Annotated in this window: 14 protein-coding genes and 1 pseudogene; 10 read left to right on the top strand and 5 right to left on the bottom strand. The window is 37.9% G+C overall.

What is annotated here, in order from left to right; translation table 11 throughout:
- Positions 1–2 precede the first annotated feature (2 nt).
- Positions 3–1,226 (bottom strand): DUF711 family protein, encoded by a 1,224-nt coding sequence (locus A4G16_RS06265; RefSeq protein ID WP_165889163.1) that lies wholly within the window; start codon positions 1,224–1,226, stop codon positions 3–5.
- 451 nt (positions 1,227–1,677) lie between these two features.
- Here A4G16_RS06265 and A4G16_RS06260 point away from each other — a divergent pair, with 451 nt between their 5' ends.
- Positions 1,678–3,108, top strand: a complete 1,431-nt coding sequence (locus A4G16_RS06260; protein WP_165889162.1) for an SPFH domain-containing protein — start codon at positions 1,678–1,680, stop codon at positions 3,106–3,108.
- Between the two features lie 71 nt (positions 3,109–3,179).
- Here the strand turns inward: A4G16_RS06260 and adhE are convergent, their stop codons facing one another.
- Positions 3,180–5,786 carry a bifunctional acetaldehyde-CoA/alcohol dehydrogenase gene (adhE, locus tag A4G16_RS06255; protein ID WP_165889161.1) on the bottom strand — a complete coding sequence of 869 codons (2,607 nt, stop codon included), beginning with the start codon at positions 5,784–5,786 and terminating at the stop codon, positions 3,180–3,182.
- Between the two features lie 299 nt (positions 5,787–6,085).
- On the opposite strand from adhE, the gene hemC reads away from it, so the two are divergent.
- The 5 genes and pseudogenes from hemC to grxB all read left to right on the top strand — a co-directional run bounded on the left by hemC (position 6,086) and on the right by grxB (position 11,119).
- Positions 6,086–7,018, top strand: a complete 933-nt coding sequence (hemC, locus tag A4G16_RS06250) for a hydroxymethylbilane synthase (protein ID WP_165889160.1) — start codon at positions 6,086–6,088, stop codon at positions 7,016–7,018.
- Between the two features lie 4 nt (positions 7,019–7,022).
- Positions 7,023–7,787, top strand: coding sequence for a uroporphyrinogen-III synthase (locus A4G16_RS06245; protein ID WP_165889159.1), 765 nt, complete (start codon positions 7,023–7,025; stop codon positions 7,785–7,787).
- A 10-nt stretch (positions 7,788–7,797) separates the two neighbouring features.
- The gene (locus tag A4G16_RS06240; protein ID WP_165889158.1) at positions 7,798–9,141 is read left to right on the top strand and encodes a uroporphyrinogen-III C-methyltransferase; all 1,344 of its coding nucleotides are present in this window, start codon (positions 7,798–7,800) and stop codon (positions 9,139–9,141) included.
- A gap of 15 nt (positions 9,142–9,156) precedes the next feature.
- On the top strand, positions 9,157–10,422 hold the full coding sequence (locus tag A4G16_RS06235) for a heme biosynthesis protein HemY (protein ID WP_165889157.1): 1,266 nt from the start codon (positions 9,157–9,159) through the stop codon (positions 10,420–10,422).
- Positions 10,423–10,481: 59 nt separating this feature from the next.
- Positions 10,482–11,119: pseudogene (grxB, locus tag A4G16_RS06230) on the top strand (glutaredoxin 2).
- Between the two features lie 52 nt (positions 11,120–11,171).
- Here grxB and A4G16_RS06225 read toward each other — a convergent pair.
- Both A4G16_RS06225 and rpsO read right to left on the bottom strand, forming a co-directional pair.
- Complete coding sequence (locus A4G16_RS06225) at positions 11,172–12,029, bottom strand: DUF808 domain-containing protein (protein WP_165889156.1); 858 nt, start codon at positions 12,027–12,029, stop codon at positions 11,172–11,174.
- A gap of 72 nt (positions 12,030–12,101) precedes the next feature.
- On the bottom strand, positions 12,102–12,371 hold the full coding sequence (rpsO, locus tag A4G16_RS06220) for a 30S ribosomal protein S15 (protein WP_005597777.1): 270 nt from the start codon (positions 12,369–12,371) through the stop codon (positions 12,102–12,104).
- A gap of 184 nt (positions 12,372–12,555) precedes the next feature.
- Between rpsO and A4G16_RS06215 the strand changes: the two genes are divergently transcribed.
- From A4G16_RS06215 to apbC, 4 genes are all read left to right on the top strand, one after another.
- Complete coding sequence (locus A4G16_RS06215) at positions 12,556–14,424, top strand: SurA N-terminal domain-containing protein (RefSeq protein WP_165889155.1); 1,869 nt, start codon at positions 12,556–12,558, stop codon at positions 14,422–14,424.
- 121 nt (positions 14,425–14,545) lie between these two features.
- Entirely contained in the window at positions 14,546–15,193 is a 648-nt protein-coding gene (locus A4G16_RS06210; RefSeq protein ID WP_165889154.1) for a YchE family NAAT transporter, read from the top strand.
- A 27-nt stretch (positions 15,194–15,220) separates the two neighbouring features.
- Positions 15,221–16,765: a peptide ABC transporter substrate-binding protein gene (locus A4G16_RS06205; protein WP_165889153.1), complete on the top strand. Its 1,545-nt coding sequence runs from the start codon at positions 15,221–15,223 to the stop codon at positions 16,763–16,765.
- Positions 16,766–16,769: 4 nt separating this feature from the next.
- Positions 16,770–17,867 carry an iron-sulfur cluster carrier protein ApbC gene (gene apbC / locus A4G16_RS06200; RefSeq protein WP_165889912.1) on the top strand — a complete coding sequence of 366 codons (1,098 nt, stop codon included), beginning with the start codon at positions 16,770–16,772 and terminating at the stop codon, positions 17,865–17,867.
- 45 nt (positions 17,868–17,912) lie between these two features.
- Here apbC and A4G16_RS06195 read toward each other — a convergent pair whose 3' ends face one another.
- Positions 17,913–18,329: a DUF2251 domain-containing protein gene (locus A4G16_RS06195; RefSeq protein WP_165889152.1), complete on the bottom strand. Its 417-nt coding sequence runs from the start codon at positions 18,327–18,329 to the stop codon at positions 17,913–17,915.
- Between the last annotated feature and the right edge of the window lie 13 nt (positions 18,330–18,342).

The raw sequence follows: 18,342 nt of genomic DNA, 5'->3' as shown, positions 1-18,342 counted from the left end.
GATTAAGGAACCGCTAAAATTCGGCAGTTACATAAATCATCACTTTCGAATTCGGTTACATCACCTGCTACTTTATTTGGAATTGGGAATAAGCGGACGGTAAGTGGCTTATTTAGTCTAAATGCCATTGTGCCTGTATCTCGCATTAGTGCTGCAATTTGCTCAATTGTTGCTTCACTCGAAATCGGCACAGTATCTAGCCCGATACCACAGACAGCACTATAAGTTAGTAGTGCTCTAATATCAAATTGTTCTTTTTGTGTGCCTTCAGCCAGCCCTAAATCTTCTGTTACTGCAAGCATTAATCCTGAAAACCCAACAAGCGGTACATTTTTGACTGATTTAAATACTTTTGTCAGCAGTGCAGATGCTTCAACCGTGCCGGCAGCACCAAAGAAAGGCACGCCCATTAATTCATAAACTTCTGTCATGGAAGCACAATTTTTAGATGGAGCGGCCGAGCTATCCACTCCGGCGAATTCAAATTTCAATGAATCTTTTACCGAATTTACGGCACTTAGAATTTCATCAACGTGATATTGTAAGGCTTGAGACATTGTTTCATAGCATTGGTGATAAAAATCGTTATGTTGAGTTTGTTGTAGCTCTTTTAATACTGCAACCAGCAAGTCAGGTGTTTCCAAGCCAATCACGAAGCTGTTTGGTAGCTGGCTTGAATGATAGCTTGCCGGAAAATAAGGAATGAATGGCTTGCAGTTAAAGTTAACGGTAAAGTTAAAGTTCCCTTCTCCTCTAGGGGTAATTTCAGCAATCTGTTTTATAATTTGAGCAGAGTGCAAAATCTTTTCATTATCTAAAATACCAAATTCATCTAAATCAACATTCACACAAGCATTAGATAAATCGCCATAGTTTAAGATGAGTTCCGGCAATAATGCCAGCTCTTCAGCCGTTTTAGCTTCACCAATAGCAAATCGGATGCGTAAACCACTATCGCTTAGCTGGCTTAATAACTGTTTTAGATAAGCTAAATCTTGTTTAGCCGTTTCAATACTGGTTAAATCTAAGTATTCGCCAAAGCCATTTGTTACAATCCGAATAGATTGCAAAATATATCCTTGTTTTTGGATTGCAGGAACGAGAATATCAAATTCGGCTTTGGCCGATTTCAATGCATCTTGCCATTGTGATTTATCTTTCGTTAGGCTTAAAAATAATGTTATCGTTCGTACACGACAAAGGGATTTATTTTGGTAGGTTTGCATTAATTCACTCCTTATATTTATGGTTTTTATCTGAATTGATTTTTACAAAAAAACTCTAAAAATTAACCGCTTGTTAAAGCAAGTAATTCCATCTGCATAATACTATAAGTTCGTATCTTTAGAGTAGAAGTTTATTTGTTGCAAAATTCTACGAACAATTATTTTCCCTCCTTGAAAGAGCTGTTTGCAGCATTGGCAAGCTAACATTTAAAAATATTGCTTTTTATGATTGCTTGGTTTAGCCAAACAGACGGTAAGTAGGGGAGTTTTATCCTCGAGTCTACTACTCCAACCGCAAAAGTTCGGGCGCGTTGAAAGCGGTGATCGAAGCCCTGCGTTGGAACGGCGAACAAGCGGTCTAAATTCGATGAAAATTTGCAAAATTTTGCTAGAAAATCACCGCTTGTTGGCTTAAAGTGTGAATTGTTTTTTTATTTAAAAGGTGAATGTTATGGACTTTTACATATTGGTTGCAATTATTGGAATCGTTATAGTTATTGCTATATCGCTTTTTATTGCATTGCTATTCCGCCGGGTCGTAAAGACCAATGAAGTACACATCGTGCAATCGGGAGGTAAGACGATATCTTACGGTAAAGATACCGGCAATGGTAATGTTTATTATGCGTTTCCTTCTTGGTTACCGCTGATTGGGGTCAGTACGATCGTGCTACCGGTCTCGGTGTTCTCGATTAAAATTGATAACTATGAAGCCTATGATTTAGAGCGTTTACCTTTTGTGGTGGATATTACCGCATTTTTCCGTGTGGCAGATAGCAATTTAGCTGCGCAGCGTGTTTCGGATTTTCACGATATGAATATCCAACTGGTTGATATTATTCAAGGTTCGGTGCGTTCTATTTTGTCTAGTCGTAATCTAAATGATATTTTGCAGGTGCGTTCTGAATTGGGTGATGATTTTACTGCTGCCGTCAAAGAACAGTTGAAAAATTGGGGGATTGAGCCGGTGAAAAACATTGAGCTGATGGATATTCGGGATAGCGGTGGTTCTAAAGTAATTTTCAATATTATGGAAATTAAAAAATCCTTTATTGAAAAAGAGAGCCGTGTTGAAGTGGCTCGTAACCAAAAAGAAGCACAGATTGCCGAAATTGAAGCTAAGAAAGAGGCGGATGTAAAACGTCAAGAAGCAGAAAAAGAAGTAGGCTTAAAAACTGTTGAAAATCAGCGTGAGGTGGCAGTTTCTAATGAGCAAGCTCAACAGTTGGTGAAACAGCAAGAAAAAATCACCAAAGAGCGTGAAATGGAAGTGAAACGGGTTGCAGAAGTCAAGCAAGCTGAAATTGCCAAAGATGTAGAAATTGTGAAAGCGGATCAAGATAAACGTACCCAAGAAATTAAAGCAGAAGCAAATCGAAATGCGTTAATTATTAATTCAGAAGCCGAGAAACAACACCAAATTTTGGTGGCTGAAGGGGAAAAACAAAAAGCATTTTTGGAGGCAGAAGCCTTATTGGAAACTAAAGATAAAGAGGCGCAAGGTATTGCTAAAATTGGTTCGGCTGAAGCTGAAGCTAAACAAAAATTGGAAATCTCTTTGGTATCAGGGCAAATTGAGTTGGCAAGAGAAATTGGCGGTAATGAAGGTTATCAACAATATCTTGTCAGTATTCGCCAAATTGAAGCGAATCAAGCCATTGGTATTGAGCAAGCCAAAGCACTTTCACATTCTGATATGAAATTTATCATTAATGATGAACGTGTAGATAAAGGGATTCAGCGGGTAGGTGAGCTTTTTAGTTCAACAGGCGGTACGAAAATTGCTGCAACCTTAGAGGGCTTAAATCAATCTGAATTAGGCAAGGCGTTAATTGGGAAGCTTTTAGGTAATTCTCAAGATAAGCCGTCAGAAAAAGAGTAATAAACAAAGGTTGGTAAATTTTATGTTTACCAACCTTTTATTTTATAGGCTTTTTAATAATTATTTACCGCTTATTTTCCATAAAAAGCTTTAGTCATAATCGCTTCCATATCTTCAATCATGGCCAAGCGTGGGTTTGCTGGGGTGCATTGATCTTCGAAGGCGTTTAAGGCAAGTTCGCGGCGAGCTGCCAAGAACTCTTGTTCATCAATGCCTTGTCCACGTAACGACATTTTCACACCGCAGCGCTCCGCTAAGTCATGCACCGCTTTTGCGTAAGATTCTACCCCTTGTTCTGGTGTGTCTGCCGGTAAGCCGAGCATGCGGGCAATGTCTTGGAAGCGGATATCTGCCACGTAGTTAGTATATTTTGGCCAAGTAGCAACTTTTGTTGGGCGGGTGCCGTTATAGCGGATCACGTGTGGTAGTAAAATCGCGTTAGTACGCCCATGAATGGTATGGAATTTACCGCCGATTTTGTGTGCCATTGAGTGACAAATTCCTAAGAATGCGTTGGCGAATGCCATACCTGCCATAGTTGAGGCATTGTGCATTTTCTCACGTGCTACTTCGTCAAACTCTTTGACCGATTTTTCCAAGTTCTCAAACACGAGTTTGATTGCTTGTAAGGCTAAACCGTCAGTGTAGTCGTTGGCTAAAATTGAGGTATAAGCTTCTGTAGCGTGGGTTAATACGTCTAAGCCAGTATCTGCTGCAACGTGAGATGGGACTGTCATCACCAATGCAGGATCTACAATTGCAATCGTTGGAGTAAGTGAGTAGTCTGCAAGCGGGTATTTGATATCGCCATCGGTAATTACCGCAAACGGTGTTACTTCAGAACCAGTACCGGAGGTGGTTGGAATCCCAACAAATTTCGCTTTACGCCCTAATTGTGGGAATTTGAAAGCACGTTTGCGAATATCCATAAATTTTTGCACTAAATCACGGAAATCGACTTCCGGTTGTTCATAGAATAACCACATGATTTTCGCAGCGTCCATTGGCGATCCACCGCCTAAGGCGATAATAGTATCTGGTTGGAAGCTACGCATTAATTCCGTACCACGTTTAACCGTGTCTAAACTTGGGTTTGGTTCCACATCGGCAAATAATTGATAAGTGATCGGATTGCGGCGTTGGCGTAATTGTTCGGTAATTCTATCTACAAAGCCTAAATCTACCATTGAGCGGTCGGTGACGATCATCACTTTATGCACATCGTGCATTGATTTTAAATATTGGATTGAATCACGCTCAAAGTAAATTTTTGATGGTACTTTAAACCATTGCATATTGTTTCTCCGTCTGCCCACACGTTTGATATTAAGTAAGTTCACTGCACTGACGTTGTTGCCTACGGAGTTTTTACCGTAAGAGCCACAACCTAAAGTGAGAGAAGGTAAGAAGGAGTTATACACATCACCAATGCCTCCAAAGGTAGATGGTGAGTTCCAAATCACCCGAATAGCTTTAACACGTTCGCCGAAGGTTTTAGCTAATTCTTTGTTTTCGGTATGGATTGCTGCACTATGACCTAAACCGTGGAAGTTCACCATTGCTTCTGATAATTCCAAGCCTTGTTCAGTAGAGTTAGATTTGAGTAAAGCAAGCACAGGGGAGAGCTTTTCACGAGTGAGAGGTTCTCCTTCACCCACGAAGGCACATTCTGCTAACAGAATATTCGTTTTTTCAGGCACTTTAAAGCCTGCTTGCTCGGCAATCCAGGCTGCAGGTTTACCCACAACTGCGGAATTTAATTTTGCCCCCGCACAGTTTTCATCTTTTGCTTTATCTACGCCGAAAATATATTTTTCAAGCAAGGCCTTCTCTTTTTTATTGACTAAATACACTCCGTAAGATTGCATTTCTTTGATAAACTCGGCATAGATTTCTTTATCCACAATTGCCGCTTGCTCAGAAGCACAAATCATCCCATTATCGAACGATTTCGACATCACAATGTCATAAACTGCTTGTTTTAGTTTTGCGGTTTTTTCCACATAAGCCGGCACATTACCTGCTCCTACACCTAAAGCTGGTTTCCCGCAAGAATAGGCTGCTTCCACCATTGCATTTCCGCCAGTTGCAAGAATAGTGGCAATGCCAGGGTGTTTCATTAAAGCAGAGGTACCTTCCATTGAGGGTTGAGCAATCCATTGTACGCAGTTTTCCGGTGCGCCTGCTGCAACAGCTGCATCTCGTACAATTTGAGCTGCGTGTGCTGAGCATTGCTGGGCAGATGGGTGGAAGGCAAATACGATAGGATTACGGGTTTTAAGAGCGATGAGGGCTTTGAAAATAGTTGTTGAGGTTGGGTTGGTGGTTGGCGTGATACCGCAGACGACACCGACCGGGTCGGCTATTTCGGTAATACCTGTTACATCATCTTCATTAATGATGCCGGCAGTTTTTAAATGTCGCATATTATTGACAACATATTCGCAGGCAAACAGGTTTTTAGTTGCTTTATCTTCGAATACACCGCGACCGGTTTCTTCATAAGCGTGCATTGCTAAAATACCATGTTTATCTAATGCGGCAACAGAAGCTTTAGCAACAATGAAATCGACTTGCTCTTGGTTGAGTTTTTTAAACTCTTCAAGTGCTTTTAAGCCTTTTTCAACAAGCTCATTGACTTCAGTTTGGGCATCGTATGGTTGAGTGTGTTTAGCCATAGTTTGGTTCCTCATAAGTTTAAATTTGATAATTTTTTTAACTTTTGAAATTATTACCCAAAAGAGTTATTTTGTCGTTAAGAATTATACTTCTTGATGTGTTGTTTTGATCTATATCAAGATTTTAAAAAATGGCATATATGCTATAAAATATAAATATGTTTATTTATATATATTCTTTAATAAAAATCGTTTAATTTTGATTAAGACCAAATAGATAGAGATGATTATTTTTGGCAGTTTGAGGCAAAAAGTGTTAGGATGGGGCACTGACAAGTTCGTTTTAGTATTAGAGATTTATGAAGGATATTTTACGTATTGCAACCCGCCAGAGCCCACTTGCTTTGTGGCAGGCTAATTTTGTAAAAAGCGAATTAGAAAAATATTTTCCTAATTTAGCTGTTGAACTGGTGACTATGGTAACAAAAGGTGATGTTATTTTAGATACTCCTTTGGCAAAAATTGGCGGTAAAGGATTGTTCGTTAAAGAATTAGAGTTGGCGTTATTGGAAAATAGGGCAGATATTGCGGTGCACTCAATGAAAGATGTGCCAATGAGTTTTCCGGAAGGATTAGGGTTAGCGGTAATTTGCGAGCGTGAAGATCCAAGAGATGCCTTTGTTTCAAATAAATTTAGCAACTTGGATGAATTGCCGGTAGGTTCGGTTATAGGGACTTCCAGTTTACGCCGTCAATGTCAATTAATGGCGAAATATCCTCATTTAACAGTAAAATCTTTACGAGGTAATGTGGGGACTCGTTTGAGTAAATTGGATAATGGTGAATATGATGCCATTATTTTAGCCTCCGCAGGTTTAATCCGTTTAGGGTTAAAAGAGAGAATTAGAAGCTATATTTCCGTGGAGCAATCGTTACCGGCCGCAGGGCAAGGTGCAGTAGGTATTGAAACTAGAGTAAACGATGAGCGTATTTTGAACTATGTTGCAAAATTAAATCATAATTCGACCGCTTGTTGTGTGATTGCTGAGCGTGCGATGAACACTCGTTTGCAAGGTGGATGTCAAGTGCCGATTGGTGGTTTTGCGACGTTAGCAGGCGATGAGATTACGTTGAATGCCTTAGTCGGTTCGCTAGATGGTTCACAAATTATTCGAGCTTCCGGTAAAGCTAATATACAAAATGCCGAGCAGTTGGGTATTTCGGTTGCTGAGCAATTATTGGCACAAGGTGCAGATAAAATTTTGGCAGAAGTTTATAAAGACAACGCATAAGATAATGAATGTACTTGTTACACGTCCTGACAGTAGGGGACAAGAATTAGCCGATATGTTGAATGAGCAGCAAATTTTTGCTATTCATCAACCGCTATTTACAATTGAGGCCGGCAAAGATCTGCCGCAGCTTCCATCTGTTTTATCCCGTTTGAAATCGGGGGATTATGTTTTTTCTGTGTCGCCTAATGCGGTGGAATATGCGGTTAAAACGCTTTCTGACACAGGATTTCATTTCCGTGCTGATCTAAAATATTTGGCGGTAGGGCAAAGAACGGCTAAATATTTTACAGAAAAAGCTGAACAAGCGGTCATTTATCCGATAGAATCTGAAAATAGTGAGGGAGTATTAGAGCTGCCTGAAATGCAGAATTTACAAGATAAGACAATTTTGATTTTAAGGGCTAATTCTGGTCGGGAATTGTTAGCTGAAAAAGCGACTTTGCGTGGGGCAAATATACAATATCTTGAATGTTATCAAAGAGTTCCTGTAACCGGTGATATTCCTGAAAAAATCAGTTTATGTAAGCGTTTAGGTGTGGATACAGTTGTAATTACCAGTAGTGAAATTTTAACTTCATTGTTTGAGCAGACAAAAGAGAGTTGCCGTGAATGGTTACTGGGTTGTAACCTTGTAGTAGTAAGTAATCGCATTGCAAAAATTGCCAGACAGATGGGCTGGCAAGCAGAGCAGATTTTTTTATCATATAAAGCTGATAATGTAAGCTTAATGAATACATTATTTAAAATTGACAACAAATCTAACTAAGGTGGCGAGTATGTCAAGACAAAAAAAAGTACTTGAACAAGTAGAAAATAAGATTGAAGAAGTGGGAGATAAGACTCAACAAGCGGTCGATTCTACAGAATCTTTTGCAAAAAAAGAGGCTGAGAAGGCCGTTGTGAATGAGTCTGCTGAAAATATTACTCAAGTTGAAGAAAATGTTTCTGCTGAAAAAGTAGTAGAAGAAAAAGTCATCGTTCAGCAAAAATCAAGCGGTAAAGGGTTAGCATTATTATCTTTATTCGTGGCTCTTGCTGTAGGTGGTGCCGGCTATTTTCTAGGAAATCAAAAATTTACTGAGCTTGATGCTCAAATTAAAGCAGTTTCTGAGAAAGCAAATTTGCAAATGCCGGTGCAAACCGCACTGGAAATGCCGAATTTTGATAATGAAAAAGCACAAATTAATGAACTTGCAGCACATTATCAAAAAGCGTTAGAGCGTATTAGTCAGCTTGAAAATGCACAAACCAGCTATACTCAGCAAATTAGTGGATTACAGTTACAGCTACAAAAATTAAATAATACTTCTGGTTCTGATAAAACATTCTGGTTGTTATCTGAAGCTGATTTTCTATTAAATAATGCACTGCGTAAGGTCGTATTGGATAACGATATTGAAACAGCAAAAAATCTTTTATTGGAGGCTGATCAAGTATTAACGCAAGTGCCTACTGCTATTAATGTGCGTGAAGCAATTAAGGCTGATTTAAATACGTTGGCGAATATTAATGTTGTCGATCAAAATGCGTTAATGCAGCGCGTAGCAAATTTAGCTAATAAATTAGATGATTTGCCTATTTTAGAAAATGAGCAAAATCAAGCATCGAATTCAAACAATCAAGTAACGGATTCAATAGAAGATTGGAAAACCAATTTGGAGAAAAATGCGACTTCTTTCTTAGATCATTTTATTCGTGTTTCTAAACGTAATGAAGCTGATGAGAAAGCTTTTGTTGCACCAAATCAAGAAATTTATTTGCGTGAAAATATTCGCTTACGTCTTCAAATTGCGATTTTAGCAATTCCACGTCAACAAAGTGAGTTGTATAAAAAATCGTTACAAACGGTAGGTTCTTGGATAAGAAGTTATTTTGAAACCTCAAATGAAAATGTGCAAAATTTCTTAAAAGAGATGGATGACTTAGCGGAGCAAACTATTTATGTAGATGCACCTGATTCATTACAAAGTTTGAAAGTATTAGCACAGCAAATTAATAAAGTACCTCAACCAGTTGAAAAAGTAGAAATTAAAGCTGAAAAAGAGCTAGAGCAAGTTGAGCCTGTGAAAGAAGATGCAACTTCTGAACAACCACAATCGACAAAGCCTTCAGCACAATAAAAGGAGAATAATATTATGTTTAGAACTCTCTTTTTAATGCTTTTATTATTAGCGGGTTTGATTTCAGGTCCTTATCTCGCAGGTAGTCAAGGCTATGTAAGAATTGAAACTGCATCAACAGTGATTGAAATGAGCATTGTGATGCTAGTAGTTTTCTTTGTTATAGCGATGGCGGTAGTTTATGGCTTGGAATGGATATTTACTAAAATTTGTAGAATGAGTAGTGGTGCTTATAACTGGTTTTCAACCCGTAAACATAAAAAAGCACAGCAAGAGACCCTAGAAGGTCTAATGCGTATGAGCGAAGGTAATTATTCCAAAGCAGAAAAATTATTCAGTAAAAACGCTAAACATGCCGATGAACCCGTGCTTAATTTAATTAAAGCAGCAGAAGCTGCACAACAAAACGGGGATGATTTGGCGGCAAACAAATATTTGATTAAAGCTGCTGAAATTGCCGGGCCAAATAATGTAGCGGTGGAATTATCCCGCACTAAAATTTTGTTACAGCAAGGTAAGATCCCCGCAGCCCGTACAGCGATTGATAGTTTATTAGAACTTGCTCCGCATAACGATGAAGTTTTACGTTTGGCTATTCAAATCTACAAAGATTCTAAAGCCTATGTGGCGTTAGACAGATTACTAACTGAAATCGGGCAACGCAGTTTCTTAACCACAGAAGAGTACGCCGAGTTAGAGCATTTTGTAGATGATGGTTTACAGGATGAGCGTTTACAAGAAGAAGGGCAAGAAGGGCTATTGTATTGGTGGGAAAACCAACCAAACCGCCGCCGTAAATCGGTGTATAGCCGTGTAGGTGTGGTGAAACGTTTAATTGATAGTGATGATCACCAATCAGCGGAAGAAATAGCGTTAGAAACCTTGAAGAAATTTGAGGATGAACAACTAAACGGCTTGTTTGTTCAGCTTACACGCTTACAGGTTGATTCAGACAGTAAATTATTAAAAGTGTTAGCAAAACGTGCAGATAAAGCAAATGTTAAATATACGGATGATTACGCAAGAGCATTAGGTTATATTTATACACGTGATGGCGAATACCAAAAAGCGAAAGTACAATTTGAGTTGTTATTAGAACATGATGAGTGTATTGCAGATGATCGTATTATGGCGTTACATGTAGCAGAGCAAACAAATGATACAGTACTTGCAAATCGCATTCGTGAAGAAAACTTAAAACAGGTCAACATGGATGTTCAAGCTAAAGCGGATGGCGTTCTTGCCTTGCCTGAAAGTCTAAATGAAAGCAAAACATTATAGTATTTAATAAAATAGCAGGGAGTTCCTGCTATTTTTTTATTAATTGATGAGGAATAATGATGAAATTATATGTATATGACCATTGCCCATATTGTGTGCGGGCTAAAATGATATTTGGTTTAAAGAATGTCCCTATTAAAGTGGAAATAATTGCTAACGATGATGAGTTCACTTAGTCGGCAAAAAAGTAGTACCGATTTTGCTCAAAGAGGATGGCACGGCTATGCCGGAAAGTTTGGACATTGTTCGCTATGTGGATGCGAACTATGGTGAGAAAATAATTACAGGGACTATCCGACCGGAAATTGAAGCTTGGACAGCTAAACTGGCAAAAGTCTATAACCACTTATTATTGCCGCGTTTTGTAAAATTAGGCTTGGCAGAATTTGAAAAGCAAAGTGCGATTGATTATTTCGTGCAGAAAAAAACGGAATTTATTGGAGATTTTGCCGAAAATTTTGCTCAATCCGAACATTATATTCAAGCTGTTCAACCATTATTAACGGAATTATCGAGCTTGATTAAATCACAAAATGCACTAAGCGGTGGGTTATCGCTGGAAGATATTATTGTTTTCCCAATGCTTAGAAACTTGACCTGCGTTAAAGGCGTTGAGTTTCCAAAAACTGTGCTAGATTATCTGACTAAAATGTCAGAGTTGAGTAAAGTTGATTTATATCTGGCGAGAGCGATTTAGCAGGAATATTTTTAGGAAAGCGTTGATGATGTCATCAACGCTTTTATTTTAATTAAGCTTTTTTCGAAAACAATTTCATTATAGGTAAGATAATCATGCAACAAATTAAGCCGACAATAATACCTACAACTAAATCAACGAACATTAAATAGTTTGGCGCGATTTGTAACTTCTCTACAAAATGATGGATTGCCGGTAAGTTATGAGAAAAGATGCCACCTCCTACTAAGAACATTGCGATAGTACCAATAACAGAAAGTGTTTTCATAAACCAAGGCATTGTAAATAATAAGCCTTTTCCGACCGCTTGTGAGAATGCACTTTTTTTACGCATTAGCCACAAACCGATGTCATCTAATTTAACGATTAAGCCTACTAAGCCGTAAACAAACACGGTAATGCCGATACCGATAGCAGAAAGAGATAAGATTTTAATGAGAGTAGAGGAGTTTTGTAAAACCCCTAAAGCAATAATAATAATTTCGGCTGATAAAATAAAATCTGTACGGATAGCACCTTTAATTTTATCTTTTTCCGACAGTTCTTCGGATTCGCTATGCTCGTTTTTATGTAAGAATTTGTGCAGTAATTTTTCTACACCTTCAAAGCATAAATAAGCTCCACCGATCATCAACAATGGGATGATAGCTTGAGGCAGAAATACTGATAGAAGTAAGGCAAGTGGAATTAAGATCACTTTATTGATAAATGAACCTTTTGCAACTGCCCAAACAATGGGTAATTCGCGTTCAGGTAAGATATTTTTACCGCTGACTTGATTCGCATTTAAGGCTAAATCATCGCCAATCACACCTGCTGTTTTTTTGGCTGCAACTTTTGTCATAATAGACACATCGTCTAACACGGCTGCAATATCGTCTAACAAAGTAAATAATGACGCAAATGCCATATTTTTTCCTCAATATTGGATTTATAAAAAAGCCGAACTTTTCAGCTCGGCTCTCATATTTAATATTTGAAATTAGCGACGTAAACCTAAACGTGCGATAGTTTCTGAATATTTAGCAAGATCAGTACGTTTTAAGTAGTCTAATAATTTACGACGACGAGAAACCATACGTAATAAACCGCGACGACCGTGGTGATCTTTTTTATGCTCAGCAAAGTGTGCTTGTAAGTGGTTGATTTGAGCTGTTAATAATGCAATTTGCACTTCTGATGAACCAGTATCTTTTGCATCACGACCAAATTCAGCAACGATTTTTGCTTTTGCTTCTACGCTTAGAGACATTTTAATTTCCTTTTTGTTAAGGGTTGATAATACATCAATAGCCGATCTCTAACTCAGCTACGACAGGAATTGCAAATTCTAAAGAGAAAGCGGTTAAATTTCAATAAAAATTTGCAATTTATTTCTAACTCCAGAAAGAGTATAATCAATGCCAATTTTTATCAATAAATTTAGGAATTTTTAAATGATTGAAAATATGCATGAACGGACGAACGGACCGGTATTTAAAATTATTTTTGCATTGATCTCTATTTCATTTGTCATAGGTGGTATTAGTGGTGGCTTGATTTCATCTGATAACTCAATTGCTAAAGTCAATGGGGAAGAAATTAGTCAGCAAGTGTTTAATAATGCAGTAAGCCGTCAGCAAAATATTTTAAATGCAGAAATGGGCAGCCGTTTTTGGGATTTAATGGATAATCCTGAATATGCTGCTCAATTTAATCAATCTGTACTGAACGGCTTGGTGGATGAAGAACTCTTACGTCAATATGCAAAACAGTTAAAGCTTGGTATTAGTGCTGAGCAAATTAAGTCGGAAATTGTAAATAGCCAAATGTTCCAACAAGACGGCAAATTCAGCAATGATTTGTATCAACAAACATTACGTCATAATAACTTAAGCCCTGATGCTTATGCTGCCATTGTTCATGAAGGAATGATGCAATCTCAATTGCAAGAAGGGATTGTGAATAGTGAATTTACCGTACCAGCTCAACAAGAGTTGTTAGCTAAATTATTATTACAACAACGTGAGATACGTTTAGCAGAATATTCAATTGCAAAAGAAATGCCAAATCAGACCGCTTCACAAGAAGAATTAAAAGCTTATTATGATGCCAATAAAGCAAAATTATTAGCGCCTGAAAAATTAGTAGTTGAATATGTGTCTCTTTCGCCAAAAGATATTGAGAAAAAAGTCCAAATTACTGATGAGCAGATTCAAACTTATTACGACCGTAATAAAGCTGAATATATAACAAAAGGCGAAGCTCATTTAGCTCATATTCAATTATCTAATGAAGAGCAAGCAAAAGCGGTTGAGCAAGAGCTAAAAAATGGTGCGGATTTTGCTACGTTAGCAAAAGCGAAGTCTATTGATAGCTTGTCTGCTGCCCATGGCGGCGATTTAGGTTGGGCTAAAGCGGGTACTTTCCCAACAGCATTTGAAGATGCAATAGTAAATTTAAATGCCGGCCAAATTAGTAATGTGGTGAAAGTGGATAATGCTTATCATATTATCAAAGTACTGGAACGCAAGCCGGAACAGGTTATTGAACTAGCTCAAGTAAAAGATCGTATAGTGGATACTATTCGTCAAGAATTAGTGCTAACCGAATATTCAAATACTGCTCGTGAAATGGCAAACAAGGCATTTGAAAATAATAGCTCATTGGAAGAAGTTGCAAAAGCAGGTGGTGTTGAATTACAAAAAACAGCACAATTTACCCGTGCAAATGTACCTGCAGCCTTACAGCATGAAAAAGTATTAAAAGCGTTATTCGATGGAGAGTTACGTCAAAATAAACAAAATTCTGATGCGCTAGAAATTGGTACGGAAACGCAACCGAAAACCTTATTCTTACGAGTGAGTGAATATGATGCTGAGCGTGTGCAAACTTTTGATGAAGCAAAAGCTGCCGTTGAGAATTTCGTAAAAGCTGAGAAAGCGGAAAAAGCATTACAGAGTAAGGCTGATGAGGCTCTTAAAGCATTAAATGAAGGTAAAACAACTGAAGTGAAATTCAATGCACCACAAACTTTAGTTTATATGCAAGCAGAGGTAGATAATCCGACCTTAGCCAAAACGGTGTTTGCAATGAAAAAAGAGGCAGACAAAACAAGCTATCAAATTGCGCGCAACCAACAAGGTGATATTGTGATTGTTGCATTAGATAAAATCAAGGAGGGAGATACTGAAAAATTTAATACTTTAGCTCCACAATTCGCAGAAGCAAATCGTTTGATTTTACGTAATGAATTGTTAAAGGATCTTCGCACAAGAGCTTCTATTGAAGTGAATGAAGAATTTATTAATCAGTCATCTCGTTAATTGTCTAAGTTTTTAAACTAAAAGTGCCCATAATCTGAAATGGTTCTGGGGCTTTTAGTTTAGTCCCTTTTAAATTACGCTATATAATCATGTAGAAATATCGTTATTTGAGATCGTTGTTGTGGATATTATTGTTAATTTTGCTATCTATCTTCAGTTCTTTATCGGGCTTTTTGCTATTGTAAATCCATTTGGTTCTTTGCCTATTTTTTTCAGTATGACTGCCCATCAATATGAAGGGGAGCGAAATCATACAAGTTTGGTTACTGCGGTATCAATTGGCATTATTTTGCTTGTCAGCCTTTATTTTGGAAACCTGATTTTAAATGCCTTTAGTATTTCTTTAAGTTCATTTAGAGTTGCCGGTGGGATTTTGATTGTTAGTATTGCAATGACAATGATCAGCGGTAAACTGGGCGAACATAAACAAAATAAAGAAGAAAAAAATGAAGATATTACTGAATATGAAAATATAGGTGTTGTCCCGCTTGCTATGCCGATTATGGCAGGCCCGGGGGCAATAGGTTCAACGATAGTTTGGGGAACTAGGTACTATAATTGGGAGGATTATGTCGGATTTAGCCTTGCTATTATTATTTTTGCATTGATCTGTTATATTTTATTTCGTTATTCAGCTCCTCTGGTTAAGAAATTAGGTAGAACCGGATCGAATGTTGTGACCCGTATCATGGGGTTGATTTTAATGGCACTTGGCATTGAAATTATTGTAGCGGGGATTACTACACTATTCCCCGGGCTTCTTGTTTAATAACCTTGATTCGTTTTTAGGAGACTTATGTTTAAATCTCTACAAGCGGTTAAATTTGTAAAAAAACTGGCAAAAATAACCGCTTGCATGCTACTCATTACCGCTTGTGACAAACTAAATAGTCCTAAATCAACTCAAATCTCACCAATTGAAAGCCACACTAGTGAGCTATTAAAGCGTGCAATTTATTCAGATATATTTGTACTTGATCCTCATAAGGTGAATGCTTCTGCAGATGCGGCACCCTTAAGAGATCTATTAGTGGGTTTAATGGCATACGATGCTAAAGGTGATATCATTCCTGCAATTGCTCAGAATGGATTTAGCGAAGATGGAAAAGAGTGGTTGTTCATTTTAAATGAAAAGGCAAAATGGTCGAACGGCGATGCAGTTACCGCACACGATTTTGTTGCTAGCTGGCAGCGTTTAATTGAACCACAAAATCGCTCATCTCTTGCAAAATATCTAGTCTATATGGGTGTGGAAAATGCAAAAGCGATTCAAGATAAAGAAAAAGATGCCTCTGAATTAGGTATCGTAGCATTAAATGATCATTCTCTACAAATTCGCTTAAATCATCCTAATTATTTATTGCCGGAAATGTTGGCACATGCCGCATTATTACCTACCTATCACGGTGTAGCTCCAAATTCAGAAAATTTTGTTAGTAATGGTGCTTACCAACTTGAAGAAATAATACCCAATAAAATGGTATTAAAAGCAGTAGATACAAATATTCCCTTTCAAACAGTAGAATATCAGTTAATTAAACCGGTTGATAATTACACTCGCTTTGATATTGTGGAAAATCCACTTTATAGCCAAAAAACGAATATCGTGAAATTTCCACGTCTATGCTCTTATTATTATGAATTTAACTTTAGTGACCCAATACTAAGTAAAAAAGAGATTCGAGAAGCATTAAGAACAATGGTTGCGTCTGCAAAGATTGGTCAAGAGCATGGCATTCCAAGCCAATCTGTTATGCCACATAATCTGATCAAAGATAGAGAAAAAACTTGGAATCCGATAGTTGTTGAGCAGCTATTAACAAAAGCAGGGATTCATCAAGATAATCCGTTGAAACTGAAGCTGTTGTATGATGAAAGTCATATCAATATTAAGATTGCAAACCAAATTACTCGAACGCTTTCACAATCTGAGTTATTTCAAATTACACCTAAAATGGTTGATTGGGAAACCTTAAGTAAATTAAGATATCATAAGGAGTTCCAGTTAATAAGATCAGGTTGGTGTGCAGATTATCCTGATCCTGTAATGTTTTTACAGAAATTTCACTCCAGGAGTCCAGATAATCACTCAAATTATAAAAATGAATTAGTTGATCAAAAACTTGAACGACTACAATTAGAAAACTTAAGTTTAGAAGAGCGTAATCAACTGATTTTAGATATTAATGAACTGCTTTATCATGATGTAGCAGTGCTACCGCTATTTCAATACCAGCATCGGGTTGGGATGGTTTCCTCCCTTTTAGGTATTGATCTTAATAATGATAGCGAAGTAATTTATAGCAAGGATCTACGACGTGTTTCAGCACAAAAGGATTAATATGATGAACCAATTAACAGAGCAGCAACTTGTTGAAATTAAAAGTGTTTTACAACAATTTTCGCACCCGACATTACAAAAAGATCTTATCGTATTAAATGCTTTTAAAAAGGCAGAGTTAGGTGGAAGTATTTTACGAATTGAAATAACTATGCCCTTTGCTTGGAATGGTGGTTTTCAGGCACTAAAATCAGAGACTGAAGAAAAATTGAAGCAAGTTGCAGCAGCAAGCGGTGTAAAATGGGTACTAAATTACCAAATTTCTACCTTAAAACGTGCGAATAAGCATCCGGCTGTGAATGGTGTGAAAAATATTATTGCGGTTACTTCTGGTAAAGGTGGCGTGGGGAAATCGACTACATCAGTAAACTTAGCATTAGCGTTGCAAGCCCAAGGAGCAAGAGTGGGGATTTTGGATGCGGATATTTATGGTCCATCAATTCCACATATGCTGGGAGCAAAAGACCAACGTCCGACTTCACCGGATAATAAGCACATTACACCGATTGTCGCACATGGACTGCAATCTAACTCAATTGGTTATTTAATGGATGAAGATAACGCAACCATTTGGCGTGGTCCTATGGCAAGTAGTGCGTTGAGCCAACTGCTGAATGAAACTTGGTGGAATGAATTGGATTATTTAGTGATTGATATGCCGCCAGGTACGGGGGATATTCAATTAACGCTTTCTCAGCAAATTCCAGTAACAGGTGCGATTGTAGTGACTACCCCACAAGATATTGCACTATTAGACGCTATTAAAGGAATTTCAATGTTTGAGAAAGTTTCTGTACCGGTGCTTGGTGTGGTGGAAAATATGTCGATGCATATTTGCTCAAACTGTGGTCACCATGAAGCCATTTTTGGGACCGGTGGAGCAGATAAAATAGCACAAAAATATGGAACTCAAGTGTTAGCACAACTGCCGCTACATATCCGTTTACGTGAAGATTTAGATGCCGGTGTGCCAACGGTTGCTGCGGCACCGGATCATGAGATTAGTCAGGCCTATTTTGCCTTAGCGGAAAAAGTAGCTGCTGAGCTCTACTGGCAGGGAAGTGTGATTCCCTCCGAGATTATGATTAGAGAAGTAAAATAGGATCAGAGATTTTTTAGGGACGCACTTTAGTGCGTCCTTATAGTTTTAGCTATTGCCTAACCATTTCTCAACTAATTCTTTCGTGGTTTCTTTATGCACCCACATACTGCCAAGTTCCGGGTGAGGGAATTTGCTGTGGTTATAGCCAACAAATTGACGGAAATCAAATACCGCGTGCGGGTAGCTGTTGATCAGCAAGAAGGCTTGATAACCGCTTTCGTCCCAACAAATTTCTACACGGCGTGGTTCGTGTAGTGAATTTTGCTCAATATCACTAATGCTAAAAACAAATAAACTATCGACTACCGGCTGTTCGGTTTGGTGTAAATCCATTGCGTAAAAATAGCCGGTTTCTTCATCAATTTCAAACATTACTACTAAGTGTTCGTGCTGAGTAGAGTGAGCACCATTCCGATAAGGTTCGTTTAACAAAATATGGTCGGTGAGAACAGAATAGAGCATTTTATCCCTTTTT

The sequence above is a fragment of the Mannheimia granulomatis genome, from assembly GCF_011455695.1.
GTDB classification, from domain to species: Bacteria; Pseudomonadota; Gammaproteobacteria; order Enterobacterales; family Pasteurellaceae; genus Mannheimia; species Mannheimia granulomatis_A.
The sequence above is the reverse complement of the archived record's forward strand: the minus strand, read 5'-3'. Positions and strand labels throughout refer to the sequence as shown.

Bases quoted from the DNA above. Each gene is read 5' to 3' on its own strand.
- A4G16_RS06265 (WP_165889163.1), bottom strand. From the start codon at position 1,226: ATGCAAACCTACCAAAATAAATCCCTTTGTCGTGTACGAACGATAACA.
- A4G16_RS06260 (WP_165889162.1), top strand. From the start codon at position 1,678: ATGGACTTTTACATATTGGTTGCAATTATTGGAATCGTTATAGTTATT.
- adhE (WP_165889161.1), bottom strand. From the start codon at position 5,786: ATGGCTAAACACACTCAACCATACGATGCCCAAACTGAAGTCAATGAG.
- hemC (WP_165889160.1), top strand. From the start codon at position 6,086: ATGAAGGATATTTTACGTATTGCAACCCGCCAGAGCCCACTTGCTTTG.
- A4G16_RS06245 (WP_165889159.1), top strand. From the start codon at position 7,023: ATGAATGTACTTGTTACACGTCCTGACAGTAGGGGACAAGAATTAGCC.
- A4G16_RS06240 (WP_165889158.1), top strand. From the start codon at position 7,798: ATGTCAAGACAAAAAAAAGTACTTGAACAAGTAGAAAATAAGATTGAA.
- A4G16_RS06235 (WP_165889157.1), top strand. From the start codon at position 9,157: ATGTTTAGAACTCTCTTTTTAATGCTTTTATTATTAGCGGGTTTGATT.
- A4G16_RS06225 (WP_165889156.1), bottom strand. From the start codon at position 12,029: ATGGCATTTGCGTCATTATTTACTTTGTTAGACGATATTGCAGCCGTG.
- rpsO (WP_005597777.1), bottom strand. From the start codon at position 12,371: ATGTCTCTAAGCGTAGAAGCAAAAGCAAAAATCGTTGCTGAATTTGGT.
- A4G16_RS06215 (WP_165889155.1), top strand. From the start codon at position 12,556: ATGATTGAAAATATGCATGAACGGACGAACGGACCGGTATTTAAAATT.
- A4G16_RS06205 (WP_165889153.1), top strand. From the start codon at position 15,221: ATGTTTAAATCTCTACAAGCGGTTAAATTTGTAAAAAAACTGGCAAAA.
- apbC (WP_165889912.1), top strand. From the start codon at position 16,770: ATGAACCAATTAACAGAGCAGCAACTTGTTGAAATTAAAAGTGTTTTA.
- A4G16_RS06195 (WP_165889152.1), bottom strand. From the start codon at position 18,329: ATGCTCTATTCTGTTCTCACCGACCATATTTTGTTAAACGAACCTTAT.